The 23,800-nt window shown below is 47.0% G+C and carries 14 protein-coding genes; 12 read left to right on the top strand and 2 right to left on the bottom strand.

Going from position 1 to position 23,800, the window contains the following annotated elements; all coding sequences use genetic code 11:
- Window positions 1–192 precede the first annotated feature (192 nt).
- The 4 genes from V1L65_RS16705 to guaA all read left to right on the top strand — a co-directional run bounded on the left by V1L65_RS16705 (window position 193) and on the right by guaA (window position 7,079).
- Window positions 193–1,191 carry an AAA family ATPase gene (locus V1L65_RS16705; RefSeq protein ID WP_331700345.1) on the top strand — a complete coding sequence of 333 codons (999 nt, stop codon included), beginning with the start codon at window positions 193–195 and terminating at the stop codon, window positions 1,189–1,191.
- Window positions 1,188–2,555, top strand: coding sequence for a DUF58 domain-containing protein (locus V1L65_RS16700; protein WP_331700344.1), 1,368 nt, complete (start codon window positions 1,188–1,190; stop codon window positions 2,553–2,555). The genes V1L65_RS16705 and V1L65_RS16700 overlap by 4 nt, the downstream gene beginning before the upstream one ends.
- Window positions 2,497–5,418, top strand: coding sequence for a transglutaminase family protein (locus tag V1L65_RS16695; protein ID WP_331700343.1), 2,922 nt, complete (start codon window positions 2,497–2,499; stop codon window positions 5,416–5,418). The genes V1L65_RS16700 and V1L65_RS16695 overlap by 59 nt, the downstream gene beginning before the upstream one ends.
- Window positions 5,419–5,540: 122 nt before the next feature.
- Entirely contained in the window at window positions 5,541–7,079 is a 1,539-nt protein-coding gene (guaA, locus tag V1L65_RS16690) for a glutamine-hydrolyzing GMP synthase (protein WP_331700342.1), read from the top strand.
- A gap of 228 nt (window positions 7,080–7,307) precedes the next feature.
- Here the strand turns inward: guaA and V1L65_RS16685 are convergent, their stop codons facing one another.
- Window positions 7,308–8,246 (bottom strand): helix-turn-helix transcriptional regulator, encoded by a 939-nt coding sequence (locus tag V1L65_RS16685; RefSeq protein ID WP_331700341.1) that lies wholly within the window; start codon window positions 8,244–8,246, stop codon window positions 7,308–7,310.
- An 83-nt stretch (window positions 8,247–8,329) separates the two neighbouring features.
- Between V1L65_RS16685 and V1L65_RS16680 the strand changes: the two genes are divergently transcribed.
- Window positions 8,330–8,758 (top strand): VOC family protein, encoded by a 429-nt coding sequence (locus V1L65_RS16680; RefSeq protein ID WP_331700340.1) that lies wholly within the window; start codon window positions 8,330–8,332, stop codon window positions 8,756–8,758.
- A gap of 213 nt (window positions 8,759–8,971) precedes the next feature.
- On the opposite strand, the gene V1L65_RS16675 is transcribed toward V1L65_RS16680, so the two are convergent.
- Window positions 8,972–10,522, bottom strand: coding sequence for an MFS transporter (locus tag V1L65_RS16675; RefSeq protein ID WP_331700339.1), 1,551 nt, complete (start codon window positions 10,520–10,522; stop codon window positions 8,972–8,974).
- A 182-nt stretch (window positions 10,523–10,704) separates the two neighbouring features.
- Here V1L65_RS16675 and V1L65_RS16670 point away from each other — a divergent pair, with 182 nt between their 5' ends.
- The 7 genes from V1L65_RS16670 to V1L65_RS16640 all read left to right on the top strand — a co-directional run bounded on the left by V1L65_RS16670 (window position 10,705) and on the right by V1L65_RS16640 (window position 23,798).
- On the top strand, window positions 10,705–11,289 hold the full coding sequence (locus tag V1L65_RS16670) for a TetR/AcrR family transcriptional regulator (protein ID WP_331700338.1): 585 nt from the start codon (window positions 10,705–10,707) through the stop codon (window positions 11,287–11,289).
- Between the two features lie 504 nt (window positions 11,290–11,793).
- Window positions 11,794–15,579, top strand: coding sequence for a putative Ig domain-containing protein (locus V1L65_RS16665; protein WP_331700337.1), 3,786 nt, complete (start codon window positions 11,794–11,796; stop codon window positions 15,577–15,579).
- Between the two features lie 646 nt (window positions 15,580–16,225).
- A complete protein-coding gene (locus V1L65_RS16660) occupies window positions 16,226–17,143 on the top strand; it encodes an aldo/keto reductase (protein WP_331700336.1) in 918 nt (305 codons plus the stop codon).
- Window positions 17,144–17,156: 13 nt separating this feature from the next.
- Window positions 17,157–19,835 carry a right-handed parallel beta-helix repeat-containing protein gene (locus tag V1L65_RS16655; RefSeq protein WP_331700335.1) on the top strand — a complete coding sequence of 893 codons (2,679 nt, stop codon included), beginning with the start codon at window positions 17,157–17,159 and terminating at the stop codon, window positions 19,833–19,835.
- 107 nt (window positions 19,836–19,942) lie between these two features.
- Window positions 19,943–21,688, top strand: a complete 1,746-nt coding sequence (locus V1L65_RS16650; RefSeq protein ID WP_331700334.1) for a DUF5107 domain-containing protein — start codon at window positions 19,943–19,945, stop codon at window positions 21,686–21,688.
- Between the two features lie 319 nt (window positions 21,689–22,007).
- Window positions 22,008–22,958 carry a MurR/RpiR family transcriptional regulator gene (locus V1L65_RS16645; RefSeq protein WP_331700333.1) on the top strand — a complete coding sequence of 317 codons (951 nt, stop codon included), beginning with the start codon at window positions 22,008–22,010 and terminating at the stop codon, window positions 22,956–22,958.
- 27 nt (window positions 22,959–22,985) lie between these two features.
- Window positions 22,986–23,798 (top strand): GNAT family N-acetyltransferase, encoded by an 813-nt coding sequence (locus V1L65_RS16640; RefSeq protein WP_331700332.1) that lies wholly within the window; start codon window positions 22,986–22,988, stop codon window positions 23,796–23,798.
- The last annotated feature ends 2 nt before the right edge of the window (window positions 23,799–23,800 follow it).

The following is a 23,800-nucleotide window of genomic DNA, read 5'->3' as shown; positions in this document are numbered from 1 at the left end:
TTCACCTTCGTTAGATTACAAAAATAGCAAATTTCAGCCTAATAGCGCTGCTAGGATTCGTTAGAAGGCAATGTTAGCCTGTTCGAATATTTAGCTAGCTCTAATGAAAGATGGGCGCTCACTTTCATTTCTAACAATCTATTACGTCTAAAAATAGTAAAAAACGGAGAAGCTATGTAGTAATCGATAGTATTGGAGGCGATTGCTATAATTATTTCTTCACGACATAAGGAAAATCAAATATTACTGCAGCGTTTGTATACGAGACTGGAAAGTGTATTGCTAGGAAAGCGTGCGGTCATTCATCAGTTTGTTACATCGCTTATGGCCGGCGGCCATGTGCTGCTGGAGGATATTCCAGGGGTAGGGAAAACTCTGCTTGCCAGCTCCTTCGCAGCCGCGGTTGGCGGGGAATACAAACGGATTCAGTTCACTTCAGATATGCTGCCTGCCGACGTGATCGGCGGTTTGGTTTTGGACAGCAAGACGGGCGAGCTCGTCTATCGGCCAGGTCCCATTGTGGCCAATATTGTACTGGCGGATGAAATTAACCGCACCTCGCCGCGCACTCAATCCGCATTGCTTGAGGTGATGGAGGAGCGGGCCTTCACCATCGATGGGAAAACACGCAGGCTGCCGGCGCCTTTTATGATTATAGCTACCCAAAACCCACTCGCATTTGAAGGGACCAGCCAGCTGCCTGAGGCTCAGCTCGACCGGTTTATTGCCCGTATAGCAATTGGCTACCCGGACGCAGCGGACGAGCTTCGTTTGCTTGAGCAATTTGCCGAAAGAAAACGCAGCGAAATGCTATCCAAGGCAGCACCTGTTCTGTCTGTTCAGGAATGGCTGGAGATGCAAGCGGAGGCCAGGACGGCCCATGTCGACCGGTCGCTGCTGGAATATATGCTGCAGGTTGCTGCAGCTACGCGAGAGTCTGACAAAGTGCTGCTTGGCATCAGCCCAAGAGCGATGCGCGATTGGCTGCGCACCGCCCAAGCCTCTGCATATATCGCTGGACGCTCCTATGTTATTCCGGACGATTTGCTGGAAACAGCATTATTTGCGCTGCCGCATCGGATCAGATTAACCCCGGAGGCAAGCTATGAAACTAGCAAGTCTTCTTTTTTAGAGCATATTGTCAGAAGCAAGCTTTCGCTATTTTATACGAGAAGTGAGAGAGCGCGATGAAGAAAAATGCGAATCAAAATGCTATAGCAATCCGCACCCGCATCGGCGCATGGCTGTTTATTGCAGCTGCACTATGGACTTCTTTTGCGGCTGTACTGCTGCGCGGCGGCGCGGTTGAGTGGCTTGTGTTGTCACTTACGCTAGCCATCGTAATGATCTCAGGTTTAGCACCACTTATCGGTGTACTGGGGCTTGAAGCAGGGCGTACGATTCATCATAAAATAACGCAGAGCGGAGGAACAATTGAAGCGGTATTAACGATCAAGCATCGCTTCGGTATGCCGCTCGTCTGGGCAGCAGTAGGAGAACGCCTTATAAATACTAGTACCGCTTATCCTTCCGCTGTGCAGTTTCGAACCGTATTGGCATCATTAAGACGCGGCGAGCAAAGCATCACTTACACATGGGAGCAGCTCGATAGAGGCTGCTATCAGTATGAGCCATTAGCGGTTGCCGTAGGAGATTGGCTCGGTTTTACAGCTTGTAAGCTGCAAATTGCGCTGGAGGATACTTTTACTGTGCTGCCGGCTCAGCTTGATGATACTGAAAAGCAGCGGCGGGCGGGCCTCAAGCTTGCCAGCCAGCAGGAAAATAGCCGCAAGCAAGAGGAGGCCCCGAATCGGATTGCTCAGCTGCAGCGTCATCGCGATGGGCTGCTGGAGGCTGACACTGAGGCTGACACTTTGCAGCAGCAGGCTGGCCAAGGTCCGCACAGCCGCCAGTACCGGGAAGGCGATTCGTTCATGCATATCGACTATCGCACTTTGGCAAGAGGGCAAGGACTGCACACTAAAGTTAATGACTATGAGCAGCCGCCTGTTGTTAAGCTGCGAATATTGGATAACGGCTGCAGCCGGACGAATAAAGGCAATGAGCTCGATCGTTTATTTAATCAGTCGATCAGCTGGCTGCTGCTTGAATTGGAGCAATCAGCAAGCGCGGGGGAGCATCAGCTTGTGTATATGGAGCAGGGGTCTTATTTAGTATCCGACGTCCGCTCTGATAAGTACGAACAGCAGCTGTCCGCATTGCGCCATGGTTTGGCTGCCGCAGTTCCTAAGTTTAGTACGGCGGCGCTTGATACAAGCCGACTGGCTTCATTTTCTGCCTCTGTCATTGATGTTTTTACGACGGATTGGAAACAAGGCGACCGCTGGCTGGAACTGAATGGGCAATTGAAAAGGCAAGGCAAAAGGCTGGTGCTGCATATTGTTGCAGGCAGTTCGGTGTTGAGCTATCAAATGCGCGAGCAGCAGAAGCTATGGGAAGCGGAAGGGATTTCGCTTAAATGGCTCTATTTTTCTCATGAGAGAGCAAAAGCGCAAGTACAAACAGGGGGTGCACAGCAATATGATTTCGCCTAAAGACAGTGAGGGCAGCTTATTATACCGCTTGTTTACGAGTGCTTTTTTGTTCGGCTTATTAATGGAATGGATTTATCCATGGACAAGCAAGTTTACAGGTACAGGACAGCAAACTGCTGCTGTTCTTTATGTATTTCTTGGCGTTGTCGTTGCGATTGGCTTGCTGCGGCTGTCCGCATGGTTCGAGCTGCTTTTGCAAGGGATCAATTGTTTAATGACACTGGCCTTGCTGTTTAAAGAGGAGCGTTCCTCAATGATCAGCTGGCTGCTGCAGATGCCGGGGCTGCTCGTCGATCATATTGCCAGCCTGTTCGAAAGCGGGCTGCTTGCTATGTCAGGCGAGCTAAGAACCTTATTGCTGCTTATCGGGTTCGCTATGCTCATTCCGGCGTTGCAAAGGCTTATTTGGCTGCGTCAAATCGGACTAGTGCTCGTTGGGCTGACTATGCTTTATTTAATCGTGCTTCATGTAGCGCTTGGCTATAATACGTTCTATGGCTTGGTGCGCGCCGCGGCAGCAGGCATGCTGCTCGTATCGATAGCAGCCTTGCCCCGTATTGACAGGCTTCTGGATACGGAGATTACAGCAGGTTTGTCTGCCGGCTTGCCTCAGCAGACGCCAAAAGTCCGTTTATCACATGATCAGCAAATACGAGATCAGTTTAAGAAATGGAATATAAGAGCCATATGCTTAGCAGCAGCTATTTGCTCATGCGTACTGCTCGTTTCAGCACCGATGGCACAAAAGCATGAGCCGCCGCAGTGGACAGCTGCATTATCCGAGCAATTCACACATATGCTGGAATCTTCAGCAAAACCAAAGGCGGCCAAAGCTTCAACCGTATCACTTGATGTGCAGACTGGCAAAGCATTGTCTGGCTACAGCTTCGACGACAGCTTGCTCGGCGCTCCGTTTCAAGATGACGACATGATCATGTTTTATGGAACAACACCAGTCGAAGGTTATTGGCGGGGGGAGGCAAAAAGCTATTATGATGGCAAAGGCTGGAGCTTTGGCGTCGATCGCGAATTAGCGCAGCTTTTTCAGCCGATTGAAGCCCGGCAACGCGATTCTGGCAACAAGCCAGGCGGAAAAGCAGTTGAAGAGAAAGCTTCTGCACAAGCATCCCAAGCCGGCAGAGGTGCACTCATTAGCCAGACGATCGTTTTTGCCAAGCCCCAGGCGGCGATGCCTTTTTTTAGCACCGGATATCAAAGTAAACTTACCCAGCTTATTGCAGCCGATCCGCGCAGAAAGCTGCATGCCTACATACAGAACGAAAGCACTAGCGGATTATATCCTGTAGATGATTATGTTCAAATTGAACAATATACTGTCGATAGCTATCTTCCTATTGTCGATGAGAAGCAGCTGCGCAGGCTCGAGCAGGAGCTGAAGGATAAAAGTGATATGACACAGGAAACAAGCAGCAGCGTCAGGGAAGAGCTGACCCCGAGGCAGTTGGCGCCTTATTTGCAGCTGAATGATAGCATTCCGGATAGAGTGCTGGCTCTATCGGCAGAAAAAGCAGGCGGCGGTGTAACAAGCCGCTACGATCAAGTCAAAGCAGTTGAAGCTTATTTGAAAACAAGCTACAGCTATACCAAGGAAAACAGCTCGATCCCGCCAGAAGGATCGGATTTTGTTGATCATTTTTTGTTTGAGCAGCAAAGCGGATATTGCGTTCATTTTTCCACAGCCATGGTTGTGATGCTGCGTGCGCAAGATATTCCGGCTCGGTGGGTGAAAGGATTCGCCTCTGGGGAAAAGCTTGCAGCTGATGAGAAGTACACTGCAGCAACGGGTACAGGCAGTTCGGTGCGGAACGCTGTCTATGAAGTCCGTTCATCAGATGCCCATGCCTGGGTAGAGGTGTATTTTCCGGGAGCAGGCTGGGTTCCGTTCGATCCGACACCGGGTTATTCGGGACAAGCGGAATTGTCGAATTATACAGGCACAGAACACGCATTATCGCAGTCGGGTTTAAACAGCGGCTCGAGTACAAGCTCTGCAAATAGCAGCAATGGAGGCAGCTCTGTATTTGAAGGCAGCTGGCTGCAGCAGGCTAATACCCAGATTGAGCAAACTGCAAAAGCATTCGCGCAATCAGTAAAAGACACCTATATCGGCTTGCAGCAGCAATTAGAATCGCAGATGGAAAAATGGGGAATTATGACGGATAATGGAGCTAGCGTGAAGTATATCATGCTTGGTGCTGTAAGTGCAGCAGTGTTGTTATTTGCAGCTGTTTTTGTCGCAATCTACAGGCTGCGTTTTCGTATTAAAGCCAAGCTTCATCTGCTTACTTATGCAAGGATGTATAAGCTTCATAAAGCTGCATTTGAATCCAATTTGCCAAGTCGGACGGAAAGAAAAAAGCATGGACAAATATCGGGAGCAAAAAGAATAAAGCTCGACGTCAGGCTGCGCGATTTATATCTGAGCTTGATGGACTGCATGTGGCACAGTTTGACGAGTAGCAGATATCCTGGCAATTCTGAAAATTCCAAGAAAGCAACAGTTAGCTCTGCAAGTGATAAGCAATCAAACGCAAAGGAAATAAAATCCAATAGCTTTAATAACAGACTATCGAGCAGCGGGCAAACAATTGTCAAGCCGACGCTTCAACTAATTATGACGTGGCGGGAAAAAAAGCAGCAGATTATGCCATACTTATGCGACGAACAACGGATGGAGCTGGACAAATTGCTTGTCTGGAGCGAGGAAGCCAGCTTTCAAAAAGCAAATCCTTGGCTAAGTGCTCCTTCGCCAGATGTGTTAAGAAATGCGATCAAGCTTGTGCTGCGCAGACAATTATTTGTGAGGCTAGGCAAAAGAAATCAACTGCCAAAAATATATTAATGGAAGATTGTGCACAATAAATCGCAAAGGAATTAACAATTCGGTGTAGTTTACAAGCTTCACCTTGACTCTCTTGAATAGCGTTATATATAATTACTACATTAATTGAGGGAGGCTCGGTAATGACAAAGCAAACAGAAATCGTCGTTGTTCTTGATTTTGGCGGACAATACAACCAATTGATCGCCCGCCGAATTCGTGATTTAGGAGTGTACAGCGAATTATTGCCATACAATACTTCAATAGATCGCATTCGTGAGCTGCAGCCAAAGGGTATTATTTTCACAGGCGGACCGGCAAGCGCTTATGAGGAAAAATCGCCGCTTGTTGATCCGACTATTTACGATCTAAACATTCCTATCTTCGGCATTTGCTACGGCATGCAGATGATGGCTATGCAATTGAACGGAAAAGTAGAGCGCGCTGGCAAGCGCGAGTACGGCAAAGCCGAAGTTACTTTTGTTGAAAACAGTGCGATAGCGAAAGATTTGGAAAAGGTTCAGACAGTTTGGATGAGCCACACAGACTTAGTTATTGAGCCGCCGGTCGGATTCCAGGTTGACGCAAGTACAGATCATGCGCCAATTGCTGCAATGAGCAATGCTGAGCGCAGTTTCTATGCGGTACAATTCCATCCGGAAGTAAAGCATAGCGTATACGGAAATGAAATGCTGCGCAATTTCCTATACAATGTGTGCGGCTGCGAAGGCAACTGGACGATGGAGTCTTTCATTGATGATGCGATCCGTGATATTCGCAATCAAGTAGGCGACAAGAAAGTGCTTTGCGCGCTGTCTGGCGGTGTAGATTCTTCCGTAGTAGCTGTGCTATTGCATAGAGCGATCGGGGATCAGCTGACTTGTATGTTTATCGATCATGGCTTGCTGCGCAAAGGTGAAGCCGAGAGCGTTATGGAGACCTTTGTTGGCAAGTTCGATATGAAGGTTATCAAAATCGATGCTCGCGAGCGTTTCTTGGGCAAGCTTGCCGGCGTAGAAGATCCAGAGAGAAAACGTAAAATTATCGGCAACGAGTTCATCTATGTATTTGATGAAGAATCAAGCAAGCTTGATGATTATCAGTTCCTTGCACAAGGCACACTGTATACCGATATTATCGAGAGCGGCACAGCTACTGCACAAACAATCAAATCGCATCATAACGTGGGCGGTTTGCCTGAAGATATTAAATTTGAGCTCGTTGAGCCGCTTAAAGCGCTATTCAAGGATGAAGTGCGCAAGGTCGGTGAAGAGTGCGGCTTGCCAAGTGAAATTGTATGGCGCCAGCCGTTCCCAGGACCAGGTCTTGCTATTCGCGTTCTTGGCGAAGTTACAGAGGACAAGCTGAAAATCGTACGTGAATCCGATGCTATTCTTCGTGAAGAAATTGCTAAGGCGGGCCTTGATCGTGAAATTTGGCAGTACTTCACAGCCCTTCCTAACATGAAGAGCGTTGGCGTAATGGGGGATGCTCGTACTTACTCCTACACAGTAGGTATTCGCGCTGTAACGTCCATCGACGGTATGACTGCAGACTGGGCACGTATTCCTTGGGACGTTCTTGAAAAAATCTCTGTACGTATCGTTAATGAGGTCGATAACGTCAACCGTATCGTATACGATGTGACATCTAAGCCGCCGGCGACGATTGAATGGGAGTAATTCACTAGGAGCATTTAAAGTGAAAACGTTGATTTGACTGCATTTCGATGGTACGTAAAATGAATAAAACAATTAAAAATGAATAGGTTCTCCGCCAAGATTCCGCCAGAGGGAACGGAGAAAAGTGAGAGATATTGTGTAAAAGCAATATCTCTTTTTTATTGCTTATTTTTTGAGTGTCACATCCCAACTGTCGTACTTTTTTTTGGCTAAAACAGTGATAAAGCCCTAGCTATTCTGATACATTGCTAAGACTTCCTCTAACTCGTTAATTATTCGCTGTATTAAAGGTTCTGGTGAGACTACTTTAATATGTTTCCCCAATTTACTTAGTAAAGAGGAAATATAATTCAAATCCTTTTCATTCACATAAGTTTCAAAGAGATACATATTATCGCCTATGTGGGAAATCGTTACGCTATCCCAAAGATGATTCTTTAGCATATTGAGTCCCCTCTTCTGACAATGAATGTCTATTTTGATTTTATTATCAGTACGAAACATATACTTTTGAAAGTTATCCATCGTTATCTTTGGTATTTCTTTCATTTCAGTTATTTCTTGAAGTTCATTAATTTTTTCTGCATTTAGAATCTGGGTATAGTTCATTGATTCATTTGTAATAACCATATACCAAAGACCATTTTTAAAAAGAAAGCCGATGATGAAATAAAGTCCGTTCATTTTTCTATCTGCATAAATAATATGCAGCCATTTCTTTTTAGCCATAACTTGAATAAAAGGAGTTACATCAAACTCGTTGTTATTTACATGGATATGATGGTACTTCACTTTATTTTTAAAGAAATCAATGCTATTCCTTTGTTCAGTAGTAGAATTGGTGTATATTTTATGAAAAATATCTTCATAAGTGGTGCTGAATGGTAGAGAATTCATATTCGAAATACTGGTTAAGGCAAATATCAGAGCGTTACTTTCCTCATTCGTTAAATCAATTTTTGTTAAATTTCTTTCTCGGATGATTCTATATCCGCCGTGTTTTCCAGCTTCACTATATATGGGAACGCCCAGCATTTCCATTTCTTGAATATCTCGTAATGCTGTTCTCTTTGAAATTCCGAATTTTTCTATCAAATCAGAGAGGTTAAAGACGGTCTTTGTATTGACAAAGTGAATCATATGATATAATCGCATTGATTTTTTCATACAAAACTCTCCTTAAGGTGCCACAAAGTGTCACCATTAAATTTTATACTTGTATTATATCAAAATGATAAGGAGGATTTATAATGGAGTTTGAAGTATCTCCCTATTTTTTAATAACGACAGACGCAGAAGAAGCAAGATTGTTTTATGAAGATATTTTTAATGCAACAACAGTCTATTTGCAAAGAGTGAAAGACAGACCAGAACAAGCAAAGATAGGTGTTTCTGAAGATGATTACAATCGAATTGACCAATCCGTACTACAATTTGGGAATATTAAAATAATGCTGGCTGATGATACAGAAGGTCTTCCTATTACAGAAGGGACTAATGTTTCTATTTGTCTCACCTTTAATACAGCGGAAGAAACAAAAGCCATCTATGACAGAATGATTGAAAAAGGTTCAAGCATATTAAGAGAATACAGAGGCGATTTTTATACAGAAGGTTATGGGTATGTAAAGGATCCATTTGGAGTATGCTTCCATTTATTTACGAAAAGACGAGCATGAATTAATCTGATTGGTGTTGCCTATACCATAAAGCATTATTCTCATATTTGGTCTGGTTTGCGTCACCTGCAAACTTGGAGTGGGAATAGTAATAGATGCCCTAAAACCCTTGGTAACACTGGGTTTTAGGGCTTTTACATTTTAATGGCATAGTTAGGGCACACTTATTTAAAAATGGTATTCATACAGATATTTTAAAATCAGTTTCTAAATTTAATGAGTTTTTTGAGTTTCTTCTTTAGTAATATCTAAAGATTTTAGAATTAATATATATATAGTTATCGCGCTTCCAATCATAATGAGTCCGCCGATTAAAGCTGTAGTGGCAAAAGAATCATTAAAGGCTGTGAATGCTGCTTCTGACAGTTCGGATAATCCAAGCATATTAGCTACTTCTATTGCCCCTGCAATTGATTCGTTGGAGATATCTGCCAATTGGCGCTCTAGACCAGCCGTAACAAATTGCTCGATATTTAGATGAGAGCGGTATAAATTAGAAGCAACACTTCCTAAAACGGCGATTCCAAACACATTTCCAAGATCATACATTATTTCCTCCATCGCCGATGCGTTACCGGCTTTTTCCACCGGTGTTCCAATCATAATAAGAGTTGTTGCAAGAGCTAGAGCGGCAGTACCGGCACCAATGAGTATTAATGCGATGAGTAAAGTGGAATACTCTAATGGATGTCCAGCAAAATAAATAATAAGGAATCCAATACCAGCAGTCGCTATACCAAGTGGTAATATTAATTTAGGACCAAAACGAGCTGCGAGGCTAGGTGCAACAGGTGAGAATAGTAGAGATCCGCCTGCCATCGGAAGTAAATGCAGACCAGCATTAAATGGAGACAAACCTTCTACTGTTTGTAGCCATTGAGAAACGAGTAAGATGACGGCTGCCATGGAGAACATTGACATGAATGCAGCAAGTATGCCAGAAGAAAATCCACGATTTTTGAACAAGCGTACATCTAACATCGGCTGCGAACTCCTAATATTTTTAATAACGAATATAGTTAAAAGGATGACAGCAGCAATACCTACAATCCATAAAGTAGTGTCAGTAATACCTTCTTTTGAAAATTCTTTGATACTCCAAACTAAACCAAGCATACCGATAATAGATAAAACCGTACCAACTATATCCCAACGGCCACTTTTTACTTTAACTTCTGGCAGCAGGAATGAGCCTGCAACTACTGCAAAAGCAGCAAATGGTATATTAATAAGGAAGGTCGACTGCCATGAGAAGTATTCTAGCAGAAGGCCGCCAATAATAGGTCCAAGTGCAGAACCAAGTCCGGATACGACTGCCCAAACCGCTAAAGCAGTTGCTCTTTCCTTAGGATTACTAAAAATTGTACGAATCATAGATAATGTGGTTGGCATAATCAAAGCGCCTGCAAAGCCAAGGAAGAATCGAAGTATAATAACATGTTCCGGGCTTTTAGCAAAGATGATAAGTACAGAGGTTAAACCAAATAAGAAAAAGCCTGTTAATAATGCTTTCTTACGTCCCCATTTATCAGCAAGTACACTCATAGGAATAATGAACCCTGCTAACACGAGCGAATAGATATCCACAATCCATAATTGTTGTGCAGCTGAAGGCTTAATATCTTGAATCAAATCTGGCAGAGCCATTATCAGAATCGTCATATCCATTACAATTACAAATAAACTTACAGATAGAACGATTAAGGCGATCCATCGTTGTTTTGAAGTCAATTCTTCTACTTTTCGGTTAAAAAATTTATTCATGCATTACTCTCCTTATGATAAGTTTTTCCTTATAGACCGTACGGTCGGTCTGTTTGATTTAAAGGTTATCATATAAGAATTATTTTATCAAGATTTTTCTGATTCTTATAATGTAACAATCATATTATGTCTATGCTATAATTAATCGCACCTGGAATCTCTTTGAAATAAGGAGTGTAAATATGAAAGAACGCATAATGGAAACAGCAAAAGAATTGTTTGTGAAAAATGGTTACAATGCTACAACAACAGGGGATATTGTGAAATTTTCAAGGAGCAGTAAAGGCAATCTTTATCATCACTTTGGGACAAAAGAAAACTTATTTATAGAAATTATTAAAAACGAAGAGGAGAAATGGATTGAAGTTTGGCTGGAAGAAGAAAAAAAATGTAATACCAATAGAGAAAAATTTATCCGTATAAATGAATTGTGCGCCAACGTAGACTATTATTATCCGTTGCAATTGGCTATGCTTGAATTTTATTCAAGAGACATCGAATTACAAAGTACAGGAGAAAAAGTAAACGAAGTCAATCGTCGCTATATGGAACTCTTTATGAACATATTTAAAGCAGGTAACGAAGCAAAAGAGTGGCAGATTAAGGATGTCAAATCAGCTAGTCAAACTGCTGTTGCCTCTATGACAGGTATTATTATTCTTTTCTTACATGAGGGAGAAGAGCAACTAAAAAGACAAATTCATCACTTTTCTATGATATTTCTTAAAGGTATTGATGGGTTAGATAGTAGTCTAGTTGAAGAGTAGATAAATTGACTTGCGTAGAAAATGAATAGGCATGCAACTAGGACACCTTTTGTTAAAGTGTCCATTTTTCGTCACTATTATGTTTCCTCATCATCCATTTTTGCTTTACAATTCAAATGAGCAACCGACTTTTTTTCTTTATGTAATTCAGGCTACTAAAACTAATTGTTTTTTATGGTAAATATATATTTGAGACTGGTGATTATGCCTACAATTTAAGTAACTTTACGATGGAAGATATATTCCCTCCGAAGTCATCATTTTATGCTGAATTTTATTAAATTAGTTGGGGGTCTTTGATAGTACATGAAGAATAAAACTAGTATTTATATTTTTTTATCGTTTCTTTTAATTTTTTCTTTACTTCCAGTATGTCCACCGCGTATCGCTGCTGCACCCGTTCTACTAGCTCCGATTGATGGAAGAAATAGTTTGGATATGGGACAGAGCTTGGATTATGGATACATGAATAGTCGATCTGGTGAAATTTTAGCAGCGTCCCCGGTGAACACTGCACCAGTGCTCGCAGCTATTGGTAACAAAACGATAAATGAAAGGGATTTGCTGACGTTTACAGCCTCTGCTACTGATTTTGATGGAGATACGTTAACGTACAGCCTTGTGGGTGCACCAGTTGGAGCGTCTATTAACTCATCAACCGGTGAATTCACATGGACGCCAACAGAAGCACAAGGTCCAGGCAGCTATACATTTGCGGTACGCGTAAATGATGGCGCATCAAACGCTGAAGAGCAAATCACGGTTACGGTGAACGAAGTCAACACAGCTCCAGTACTTGCAGCCATCGGAAACAAAACGGTGGATGAAGAAACGTTGCTCACATTTACGGCAATAGCAATGGATGCAGACCTGCCAGCGAATACGCTGACGTACAGCTTAGTTGGAGCACCGACAGGAGCAAGCATTAACACTGCGACGGGTGTTTTCACATGGATACCAACGGAAGCGCAGGGTCCAGGCAGTTATACATTTACGGTCCGCGTAAGTGACGGAATACTGATTGACAGCGAACAAATTACGGTTACAGTCAACGAAGTAAATGCTGCCCCCATACTTGCTGCAATAGGCAATAAGACAGTGAACGAAGGAGGTCTGCTAACATTTACAGCAACCGCAACAGATTGGGACTCGGCTATTTTGACGTACAGCTTAGTTGGAGCACCGACAGGAGCAAGCATTAACGCTGCGACGGGTGTATTCACATGGATGCCAACGGAAGCAGAAGGTCCGGGAGTATATACGTTCATTGTTCGTGTAAGCGATGGCACATTAAGTGATGAAGAGGAAATCACGGTTACGGTGAACGAAGTCAACACAGCTCCAGTACTTGCTGTAATAGGGAACAAAACAGTGGATGAAGAAGCGATGCTCACGTTTACGGCGGTAGCAACGGATGCAGACCTGCCAGCGAATACGCTGACATATAGCCTAGTTGAAACACCGACAGGAGCAAGCATCAACGCTGTGACGGGTGTATTCACATGGACGCCGACAGAAGCACAAGGTCCTGGTAACTACACATTTAAGGTACGTGTAAGCGATGGGACATTAACTGACGAAGAGGAAATTACGGTTACTGTTAACGAAGTCAACACAGCTCCAGTACTTGCTGCCATCGGGAACAAAACAGTGGATGAAGAAACGTTGCTGACATTTACGGCAATAGCAACGGATGCAGACCTGCCAGCGAATACGCTGACGTACAGCCTGGTTGGAGCACCAATAGGAGCAAGCATTAACGCTGCGACAGGTCTATTCACATGGACGCCAACGGAAGCGCAGGGTCCAGGCAGCTATACATTTACGGTACGCGTAAGTGACGGAATACTGATTGACAGCGAACAAATTACGATTACAGTCAACGAAGTAAATGCGGCCCCCATACTTGCAGCAATCGGTAATAAGACAGTGAACGAAGGAAGTCTGCTAACATTTACAGCAACCGCAACAGATTCGGACTCGGCTATTTTGACGTACAGCTTAGTTGGAGCACCGACAGGAGCAAGCATTAACGCTGCGACAGGTGTATTCACATGGACGCCAACGGAAGCGGAAGGTCCGGGAGCTTATACGTTCATAGTTCGTGTAAGTGATGGTGCATTAACCGACGAAGAGGAAATCACGGTTACGGTGAACGAAGTCAACACAGCTCCAGTACTTGCAGCCATCGGGAACAAAACAGTGGATGAAGAAACGTTGCTCACATTTACGGCAATAGCAACGGATGCAGACCTGCCAGCGAATACGCTGACGTATAGTCTGGTTGGAGCTCCGACAGGAGCAAGCATCAACGCTGTGACGGGTGTATTCACATGGACGCCAATGGAAGCAGAAGGTCCTGGAGCATATACGTTCATTGTTCGTGTAAGCGATGGCACATTAAGTGATGAAGAGGAAATCACGGTTACGGTGAACGAAGTCAACACAGCTCCAGTACTTGCAGCCATCGGGAACAAAACAGTGGATGAAGAAACGTTACTGACATTTACGGCAACAGCAACAGATGCAGACCTGCCAGCGAATACGCTGACGTATAGCCTGGTTGGAGCACCGATAGGAGCAAGCATTAACGCTGCGACAGGTGTATTCACATGGACGCCAACGGAAGCAGAAGGTCCGGGAGCATATACGTTCATGGTTCGTGTAAGCGATGGCACATTAAGTGATGAAGAGGAAATCACGGTTACGGTTAATGAAGTAAATACAGCGCCAGTGCTAGCAGCAATTGGAGATAAAACAGTAAATGTAGGAAGCCAGTTATCATTTACCGCAACGGCAACAGATGAAGATGAACCAGCTAACACGTTAACCTACAGCTTAGTCGATGCACCAGAAGGCGCTTTGATAGACAGTCAAACAGGTGAATTTACTTGGAAACCATCGGCAAAGCATGGTTCGAAAAAATATACGTTTACTGTAAAAGTGAGTGATGGAACTTTGACGGACGAGGAAACCATTACAGTTATGGTAAATGCAATATATACTGATGTCGTCATATCGAACCCTTTAGAAAATGCATTATTGGTATTAGTTAACGGGAAAGTTGTAAATGCAGGTACTGCAACGTCTTCGATAATAAACGGACAAAAAGTAATTACGGTTAGAGTAGATGAACAAAAGCTGATGCAACAAACTGAAGAAGAAGGTAAGCAAGCAGTCATTACGATTCCAGTGACCGCAGATGGTAATGTTGTTATTGCTGAGATTAATGGACGGATCATTAAAAATTTGGAGAAGCAGCAGGTGATGATTGTACTACAAACGAATAAGGCTTCGTACACGTTACCAGCTGACCAAATTGATATTTCAGCATTATCTTCTCAGCTTGGAGCAAATGTAGCATTAGAGGGTGTCAAAGTAAAAATTGAAATTGCAGAGCCGCTCGACAGTATGATGCAAAATATTAATGCTGCCATTAATCGCAAAGGGGTAACACAAGTTGTGCTACCGCTTAATTTCAAGGTTAGTGCAGAGTATGATGGGCGTACAGTCGAGATATCGCGGTTTAACGCCTATGTTGAGCGTACGATAGCCATTCCGGATGGAGTAGATCCGAACCGAATAACGACAGGGGTTGTTGTAGAACCAGATGGCACAATAAGACATATTCCTACTCAAATTAAAAAAGTGGGTGACCAATATTTTGCGGTTTTATCTAGCGTAACCAATAGCACTTATTCACTCATCTGGAATCCAGCACAATTTATTGATGTAGAGCATCATTGGGCGAAAGCTGCAGTTAATAATATGGGATCTCGTATGGTAGTTAGCGGAGTCGGAAATGGGATGTATAATCCTGATCAAGTCATTACTCGAGCTGAGTTTTCTGCTATTATTATCCGTGGATTAGGACTGCATTTATCACAAGAAAATAGTTTATTTACTGACGTAAAATTAACTTCTTGGTACCACAGTGCAGTTCAGACTGCATATGAATATGGTCTAATTAATGGATTTGAAGATGGCACCTTCCGCCCGAATGATAAAATTACGCGTGAGCAAGCTATGTTAATGATTTCTAAAGCGATGGTGTTAACAGGGCAGAAAAAGAGCTCTACAAATCAAACAAATGTCGATGTCATTCGTACATTTTCTGATGCTAGCACGGTATCTGATTGGGCACGTCAAGGCATTACAGATAGCCTAAGTGCAGGAATCATCTCAGGCAGAAATAATAACTTGTTAGCACCTAAAGCTAACATTACCCGAGCAGAGGTCGCGATAATTATACAAAGGCTGCTTCAAACATCCGGTCTGATTGATAGATAATTCTGAGTCCGTACTGCGGTGAACGAATGTAAAATCGACAAAATGAAAATCGGTGCAAGTGCTGCTTGAAAATGCAGAATTCTAACGGACATCAACGACCCTTAGCAAGCGAAAAAAGCGTACTAAAAATTGTAACGGACGCTGGTGACCTTTACGCGACGGAAACAGCAATTTTAGGGAGAGAATAGTGATTTTACGGTCATTTATGCCCGTTACAAATTAAAAAGGCAGGAAGCAAGTCTTTTACGGTCATTTATGTCCGTTACATTTTAAAAAGGTAGAAATCAAGTTTTTACGGTCATTTACACCAAACATACAGTTTGCCTGCATAATGAATTTTTGAGGACGCCAATAGGCGTCTTTTTTTAAATACAGGAATGTATTCACCCTATACTTGTTCCAATATTTCACCGAGAAACGGCACCTCCTTAGCCAAGGACACGCAGCGTTTCTTCTTGTTAACAATGATACTTCCAAGCGAATGAGTTCATAAAATATAGTAGTAGTATGCTGTTCCATGTCCAATACACTCCTAAAAATAAGAAAATGAACGTTTTTAAAAGAATTTGAAATTGCGATTGCTCTCTCTGATCCCTTATTCTCATTAGCGAGGCACGGCAGGGAGCAGCGGCCGAGACCATCCGGGATGGGGAGAAGATTAATGGAGTATACGGCATTGGGGAAAACGAATTTTCACGTTTCCAGATTGGGGCTCGGCGGCGCGCCGCTGGGCGGAGACTATGGCGATGTGACGGACGAGCAAGCGATTCGGGTAATTGATGCTGCATTGGATTTTGGCATTAATTTTATCGACACTGCACCTCTGTACGGCGGAGGGGAAAGTGAACGGAGAGTTGGGTTGGCGTTGAAAGGCAAGCGGAATCGGGTAATTCTGGCGACCAAAGCGGTCGTGCGCGGCGTTCCTTATACGTACGAGAATACTCTTCGATCGGTAGAGGAAAGTCTGAAGCGGCTGCAGACCGATTATCTCGATCTGATTCAACTGCATGAGTTGGAATCCGTAAGCTATGAAGAGGCAATGGAAGGAACAATTGAGGCCTTCCTGAAGCTCAAGCGGGAGGGAACCGTGCGTGCGATCGGCGTCAATGCCGGCCAATTGAACAGGCTGCTGCCTTTTGTACGAGAGGGCACCATCGATACGATCCAAACCTTCGGGAGATACACGCTGTTGGATTACACCGCCAGGGATGAGTTGCTGCCGTTAACCAGGTATGCGAATGTCGGCGTTATTCACGGAAGCCCTCTCTGCATGGGGCTGCTGACGGAGCAGCCGGCTCCGTTTCTGTACAAATATCCGGATAAGTTGGCAGAAGGGGAGCGACGAAAGCAGCAGCTCGAATTTCTCCGAAAGGGGAAGTCGAATGGGCTGGTAGAGCCGGCGATGCGCTTCAGTCTAGCCTGTCCTGATATTGCGGTGACTCTTACCGGGACGACATCAGTAGAGGAATTGACCCGAAATGTTACATATTGTGACGGGAAAGGCTTGTCCGCGGAAGACGAGTCCAGGGTGTTAGCCTTGTTTCCCGGACAGCCTTTACAATAAAGGAGGAGCAGCAATGAACAAGATCTATTATGTTGCGGTGAATGGCGACGACGCCAACGACGGAGGGACCTTGCAATGCCCGTTCCGCACGATCGGGAGAGCGGCGCAAGCGATGGAGGCTGGGGACGTATGCTTCATTCGGGAGGGCGTCTACCGGGAGACAGTGGCGCCTGTCCGTAATGGTCGGGAAGACGCACCTATTCGTTTTGAAGCTTATGGGAACGAGCGGGTAGTCGTCAGCGGCTGCGACGAGGTGACGGAATGGACGCAGCATGATGGGGCTGTCTACAAAGCGAAGCTGGATTGGGATTTGGGGGACGGCAGTGAAACGCTGGTCTACTTTGATGAGGAGCTTGGCATGGAAGCTCAATGGCCGAAAATCCGGGATCGGCTGGATCGTTCGCAATATGCACGTGTCGATGCGGCGACCAGCGGACTGACGAATAGCACGATTTTCGACGAAGACTTGCAGTCGTTTCCGGACGGTCACTGGGACGGGGCGATGGTTGCCTGCGTGAACGGAGTAGGCTATTTTATGTCCACAGCCAAAGTGAGCAGCTTTGCTGCAGGCACGCTTTATCACGAACAATGGGTCAGCTCGGCTGATCATTATCACACAAAACCGGGAGATCTGTATTTTATTACCCGGACGCTGCGCGCACTTGATACGGAGAAGGAATGGTATTACGGCTCCGGGGAAAGGATGCTGTATGTGATTGTGCCTGAAGGCAAGCACCCGGCGGATTGCGTTGTTGAGGTGAAGCGACGCGAGTATGCATTTGATCTGCGGGACAGGCAACATATCCATATTGCCGGCGTGGACTGCAGGGGCGCGAGCATTACGACGGAGGAGGCCAGCCATTGCCTGATCCGGAAATCGCATATTTACGGCATGGACCGCTCCTTCGGGTACCGTCAATCGATCTATGGAAGAACGCGAGGCGTAGCCCTGGGCGGATACGGCAATACGCTCCGTGACTGCGAAATTTCCCATTTCGAAGGAAACGGCATCTCCATTTCGGGGGAGCGCAACTTCGTGTACAACTGTTACATTCACGACGGCAACTTCGAGGCGACGTATGCGAGCATGATTTGGCTAACTGGCGTCGGTCATTGGGTATCCCGCTGTACGATTACGAGGAGCGGCCGGACGTCGATCTCAGGTGTATTTTCCCGTTCGATAATCGAATACTGCGACATTTCCTTCGCTAATGCGTTGACGAAAGATTCGGGCATGATTTATCTGTTCAATCATGACTTCGATCAGACGCAAATTCATCATAACTGGCTGCACGACAATTTGTCTGATCATCTGAGCTTCGGATTTTATATGGATGCTTGGACCAGTGGCATCAGCTTCTTCCGCAACGTCATCTGGAACATTCCCGAACGGGGCATGGTGCTGAACAGGCCTATCCAGAGGACGCTGATCTATAACAATACGTTTTTTCGCAAGGCGATTGCCGATTCGTCCATATTTTGCTTGGATGACATGTATGGTACACATATGGCCAATAATTTGTTCGCGGACGGTGAGATTCGCCGCTGGGGCGGTCACAGCTTTGTTTCACATAACCGTTTCGACGCCGATCCGCGGTTCGTCGATGCGGAGAACGGGGATTTCCGGTTGCGCGCGGACTCGCCAGTTATCGGTCAGGGCATCCCCATTGCCGGGGTGACGGATGGTTATCGGGGGCTGGCGCCAGATCCTGGCGCGTATGAGTTCGGGGGAGAGGAGTGGGTGCCTGGTCACTGTTTCGAACTTGATGAGGAGCATGTTCGGACAGGTGGAGGAGAGTTTGTTCCTTTGGAGCATGAAAGTCTGCTGCGCAACGGCGGATTCGAGGCAGGCGAGCTGGCGCCCTGGGTGGCCGTTTCCGGGACACCCCGCGTCGTGTTTGAATGTGCCTGGGATTACAGCAAAAATGGCGGCTATCCGACGGTCGTACGCAGCAACAAGTACGCTGCCGTGCTTGGCTCCGGTGAGCGAATAGAGCAGCAGGTAGCGGGGCTGAAGCCGAATACGTCCTACATTTTCTTCGCGGGTATCAAGTCGGGGGGCGAGTACCGGCAGGCCATCGAATATGCGGAAACGAACGCGAGCGGGCAGTGGGACCGGGAGCCGGACGGCACCCCGGCGATCTACCGGGATGTCCGATACGTTGGGCCGATGCACTCGAAGGAATGGATCAAGCTGGCCAGCATTGATTTCGGCGTTTCGGGCCAGTACGACAACGTTTCTATCGGACTGAATAAAGTGGTTGGCTCCGTAACGGTGGAGATCCGCATCGACCGGCTGGATGGCGAATTGATCGGCGCCATCGCGCAGCAAACTCCTTATGACGGGGTTTGGCGCTATTTTGGCGCTCCGCTGAGTACAGTTGAGGGAGTGCATGACGTCTATTTGCTCCTAATAGGGGAAGGGCAGTGTCTAATCCATAATCTGCTGTTTCACAACACGTTTCGGGCTGGTGCGGCCCGGATGTCTGTTCGTGGGCACGGCGGTCCTGAAGAGGAGTTGGTTGTCAATCGTTGGAATTGGGAGAGCACGCTGTCAGAGCTGCATTTTACGACCGGTCCGGAAGTATCGCCGGTGACGGTGGCAATCGATAATGTCGGGGCGCTTGCGGTTATAGGAATGCCAGCCCAGCGAATATATGTCGACGACTGCGGTCTATGGGAGCAGCCATGAGCCATGATCAAGCCGATGCTAGATTCCAAGTGATAGAAAGAAGGGGAATTAGCGAAGAATAGGCGAAGGTTTTTAGTAGATCATTCAGTGAGAGGAGATAGATGAGTATGCTGGAAATTCACGCTTATACGGAAGTGCTGCTGACCCATCCGATGGTGGCGGCGGGACCTATCCCAAGCGCCCAGGACCCGGACGGGGTGTATCCCTACGAAAGTTTTGCAGAAACAAGCTGCCGCCCCGTCCTGAAATCGTATCGATTCGTGACGTTGGAGAACGATCACGTTAAGGCGACCATATGTCCCGATTTGGGAGGCAAGGTATATTCCCTGGTTCATGCCGCGTCTGGCAAAGAAACGCTTTACACGATCCCGGCAGTTCGACCTGTGCGCATCCTGCCCCGGCAATTTTTCATTGGCGGGGGAATTGAGGTAAGCTTTCCGATTTCCCATTCCCCTGTACAGATCGTGCCCGTCCTTTATCAGACGATGGAAACGGAGGATCGGATATTCGTTTGGTGCGGAGAGAGGGAAACCCGGTTCGGCATGCATTGGACGGTGGAGTATTCGCTAGGCAAGGATGACGACTTCCTGACACAGCGCACTCTTTTTTATAATCCGACTTCTCAAGCGCATCCCTGGATGTCCTGGTCCAATGCAGGAGTGCCTGCCCGTCCAGATACTGAATTCTGGTTTCCGAAAGGACCAGTGCTGGCGCACGGCGATCGGATGGAAATGCTGGATTGGGAGAAGGAGGGGCCGAAAAGGCAGTGCGACATCGAACGGATGACTGGCTACTTCTGGCGGGAGCCGGACAGCGGGGCGTTTGGCGTATATACGCCAAGCTTGGGGAGCGGTTTGTACCATGTAGCCGATCGCGGGTCAATGCCCGGCATCAAACTATGGTCGGATGGCGTTGGCAAGCATGAGGCATGGGTTACCCAATATTCACTTGACGGGGAGCAATGTCTGGAAATTCAGGCCGGACCCATTATGGATCAATCGATCAAGCAGGAGCTGGCTCCGGGCGGCTCGCACCAACATGTCGAATTTTGGATTCCGACGGATCGGCGGCTAGATATTTATCAGCTGGAGGTTCCCGAGGTCGAACTGCCGGACGCCGGCCAAATTCCTTTGTTCGGCTTTGCTCGCAGCGAGGAAACGGAATTATGGGAGCAGGTGGCGGAGGCATGGCGTAAAAAAAGTCCCGAGCTTCTTCCACTTCCTCCGGGGGCGGACGACAACAGATGGGCCATCTCCGGTTATGAAGAGCTGGAAGAGGCAATTCGCTTTGCAGCGGCAAGCCGACCCGATCAGGAGAGCGCCTGGCGCATGCAGCTTGGCGCATGGTATGCGGGCAAAGACCGGATTGACGAGGCGCTTGCGGAGCTGGAGGCTTCGGGAGAGGATCGGGCATGGGCGCTGGCCGCACGGTTGTATCGGCGCAATAAGGGAGATAGGGCAAAGGCTGCCGAGTGCTATCGCAAAATTCGGTCGCAGGCGTTTGCCCTGCATCCTCAAGTGACTTATGAACGGGATTTGGCGCTGTCCGGGATCGGACCGCAAACGTTGGCCGAGAGGGAATACTGGCTGGCGCGGACGAGTGCTCTTCAGGACGAATGGCTGGCGGAGCGGCGCGCCGCATGGCTGGCGGATGCGGGAAGGTTTGCCGAAGCAAAACGTTTGCTGGAAGGGACGGCTTTTCAGCTGGTTCATCAGCGTTACGCCCGAACGAAGCTGTGGCGTCGGATTATGGAGGGGATGGGCGAGCCGGAGCATGAAGCGCCTGCTTTTCTGGGCGAGGACGATTTATTCGAATTTGGCGCATATAGGGAATATAGAGAGAGCATCGACTAACTTTGGAACAAAAAAATTGCCACCTATTGTTCTAACAGTCGCCACAGTGCTTATTCGGCGGCTTTCAAACAATTTTATTGTCTAACGGTTGCCGTTGCGGCTATTTCACTATTTCAAGCATAATTTTGCACTTTCTACGCAATTAGGCGCTCACACAACCGTTAGCCTGTAAAAAGTGACTTTTATGTCCATTTAGCCGCTGTGACAACCGTTAGCTACAACAGTCATAGTCGCTGCGAATAAAAAATCTCAATTGGCAAAAGGGATCGGTTTGGCCTGAAAACTGGTTATTGTCATCTCCGGAGCAACGGTTTATAATGTGGATACGAAGTTAAAACTTCATTATATATTTAAATTTGGTGCTAAAACTTCAAATAAAGGGATAGATTTTATGGAGCAGATTCAAAATAAGGTTCGCAGAATGTTTGACGGCTTGACGGCAGGCCAGCGGAAGGTAGCAAAGTTTCTACTGGAGGATCCGGGCCGGATTGCGACTCTGTCGGCCAAGGAGGTCGGCGCTCGCACCGGCACGAGCGAGACGACTGTAATACGCTTTAGCGTCGAGGTCGGCTATACCGGCTACGGCATGCTTCAGAAGGAAATTCAGAATGCGCTGGTGCAGGAGCGGAAGAACGCCAATCCGATCGTCAGTCTGGGCGAGGCGGCTGCTGGCGAGCCGGAAGACCCGGCGGCCTACATCGCTTATCGCAGGAGCATGAATGTGGCGAATGTGGAGCGCACGCTGGCCGAGCTTAGTCCAGCGGCGCTGGAGCAAGCAGTTGAGCTTATACGCTCAGCCTCGCACATTGTGATCATCGGCTTGCGGGCTTCGTTCGCCCCGGCACATTGGCTCACTTATTCGTTAAATATTCTTCGAGGAAATGTCTACCTTTACCATGGCGGCATGGAGGATGGAAACTCCTTATTATCTAGAGTACAGCCCGGCTGGCTTGTGATAGCGCTCTCTTTCCCCAGATATATGCGAGAAACTCATGAATTTGCTAAAGAGGCAAAGCGGCGCTCCGCCCAGGTTCTTGCGATCACCGATCGCGAGTTGTCTCCTCTAGGGCTGCTGGCGGATCAACTGCTGAAGGTTGAGGTCGAACCGCCGGTCACGCTGCAAGGGATGCCGGCTGTATTCGCGCTGCTAAACACACTGGCCGGCTTTTTGACCGTACGGGACCGCGTGCAGGTGCAGCAACGACTGGAGCAGGAGCAAGCGATCGGGGAACGCTCTTTTTACTTTGTAAATCCGGCGGATGTCGATTGATGGGAGGGCCCGGGTGAAAACCGGCGCTTGCGATTGGAGGAATGGATCATGGAGCAGTTGACGTATCGCTCGGTAACGGATTTCTATGAGCTGCGGGTGCTGTCGAAGCTTCAAAGCACCGCATGGCCGATGGAGATGTTTACTTCGGCTGTTCAGATGAAAGCGGCAGTGCAGCATGGCGGATCAGTAATCGCCGCATACGAGGGCGAAAGGCCTGCCGGTTTCTGTTACGGCTTCGCCGCATACGATGGCAATGAACCGTATTTGCATTCGCATATGATGGTCGTCCATCCCGATTTCCGCGACCGAGGGGTAGGTACCAGGCTCAAGCTGGAGCAGCGGCTGTGGGCGATCGAGCAAGGCTATTCGGCGATTACCTGGACCTATGATCCATTCCAGCTTCGTAATGGTTACTTGAACTTGTGCAAGCTCGGAGGAACAGTGAGCATTTACATGCCGGCAATATACGGCTGCGACGAGCAGGGGGACCCGAGCGATCGCTTCCTGATCCGATGGGAGCTGACATCTCCGCGGGTTTGCTCGGCGATACGGAGCAAGCGTGCGGCAGATCCACGGTGGCTGGATTATGTGAAGCTGGTCGACGGCGCGGCGAACCCGAATGGGAGATTGCCAGCGTGGGATTCGCTCAGCGGAGGCTATTTGCTGGCTGTGCCGCGGGACGCTGCAGGGATCAAGAAGAACAGACCAGACGTGATCGTTGCATGGAAGCTGTGGCTGCGCGAGCTGTGCGAAGAGGCATTCGGCCGCGGATTCCGCATCGTCGGCCTGCTTCCAGGGGATACGGAAGTCGACTATTACGTGCTGGAAGGAGAGATATAATT

Origin of the sequence: Paenibacillus sp. IITD108, assembly GCF_036541265.1 — a bacterium.
Classification (GTDB): domain Bacteria; phylum Bacillota; class Bacilli; order Paenibacillales; family Paenibacillaceae; genus Pristimantibacillus.
This window is presented reverse-complemented; position numbering and strand designations above follow the sequence as displayed.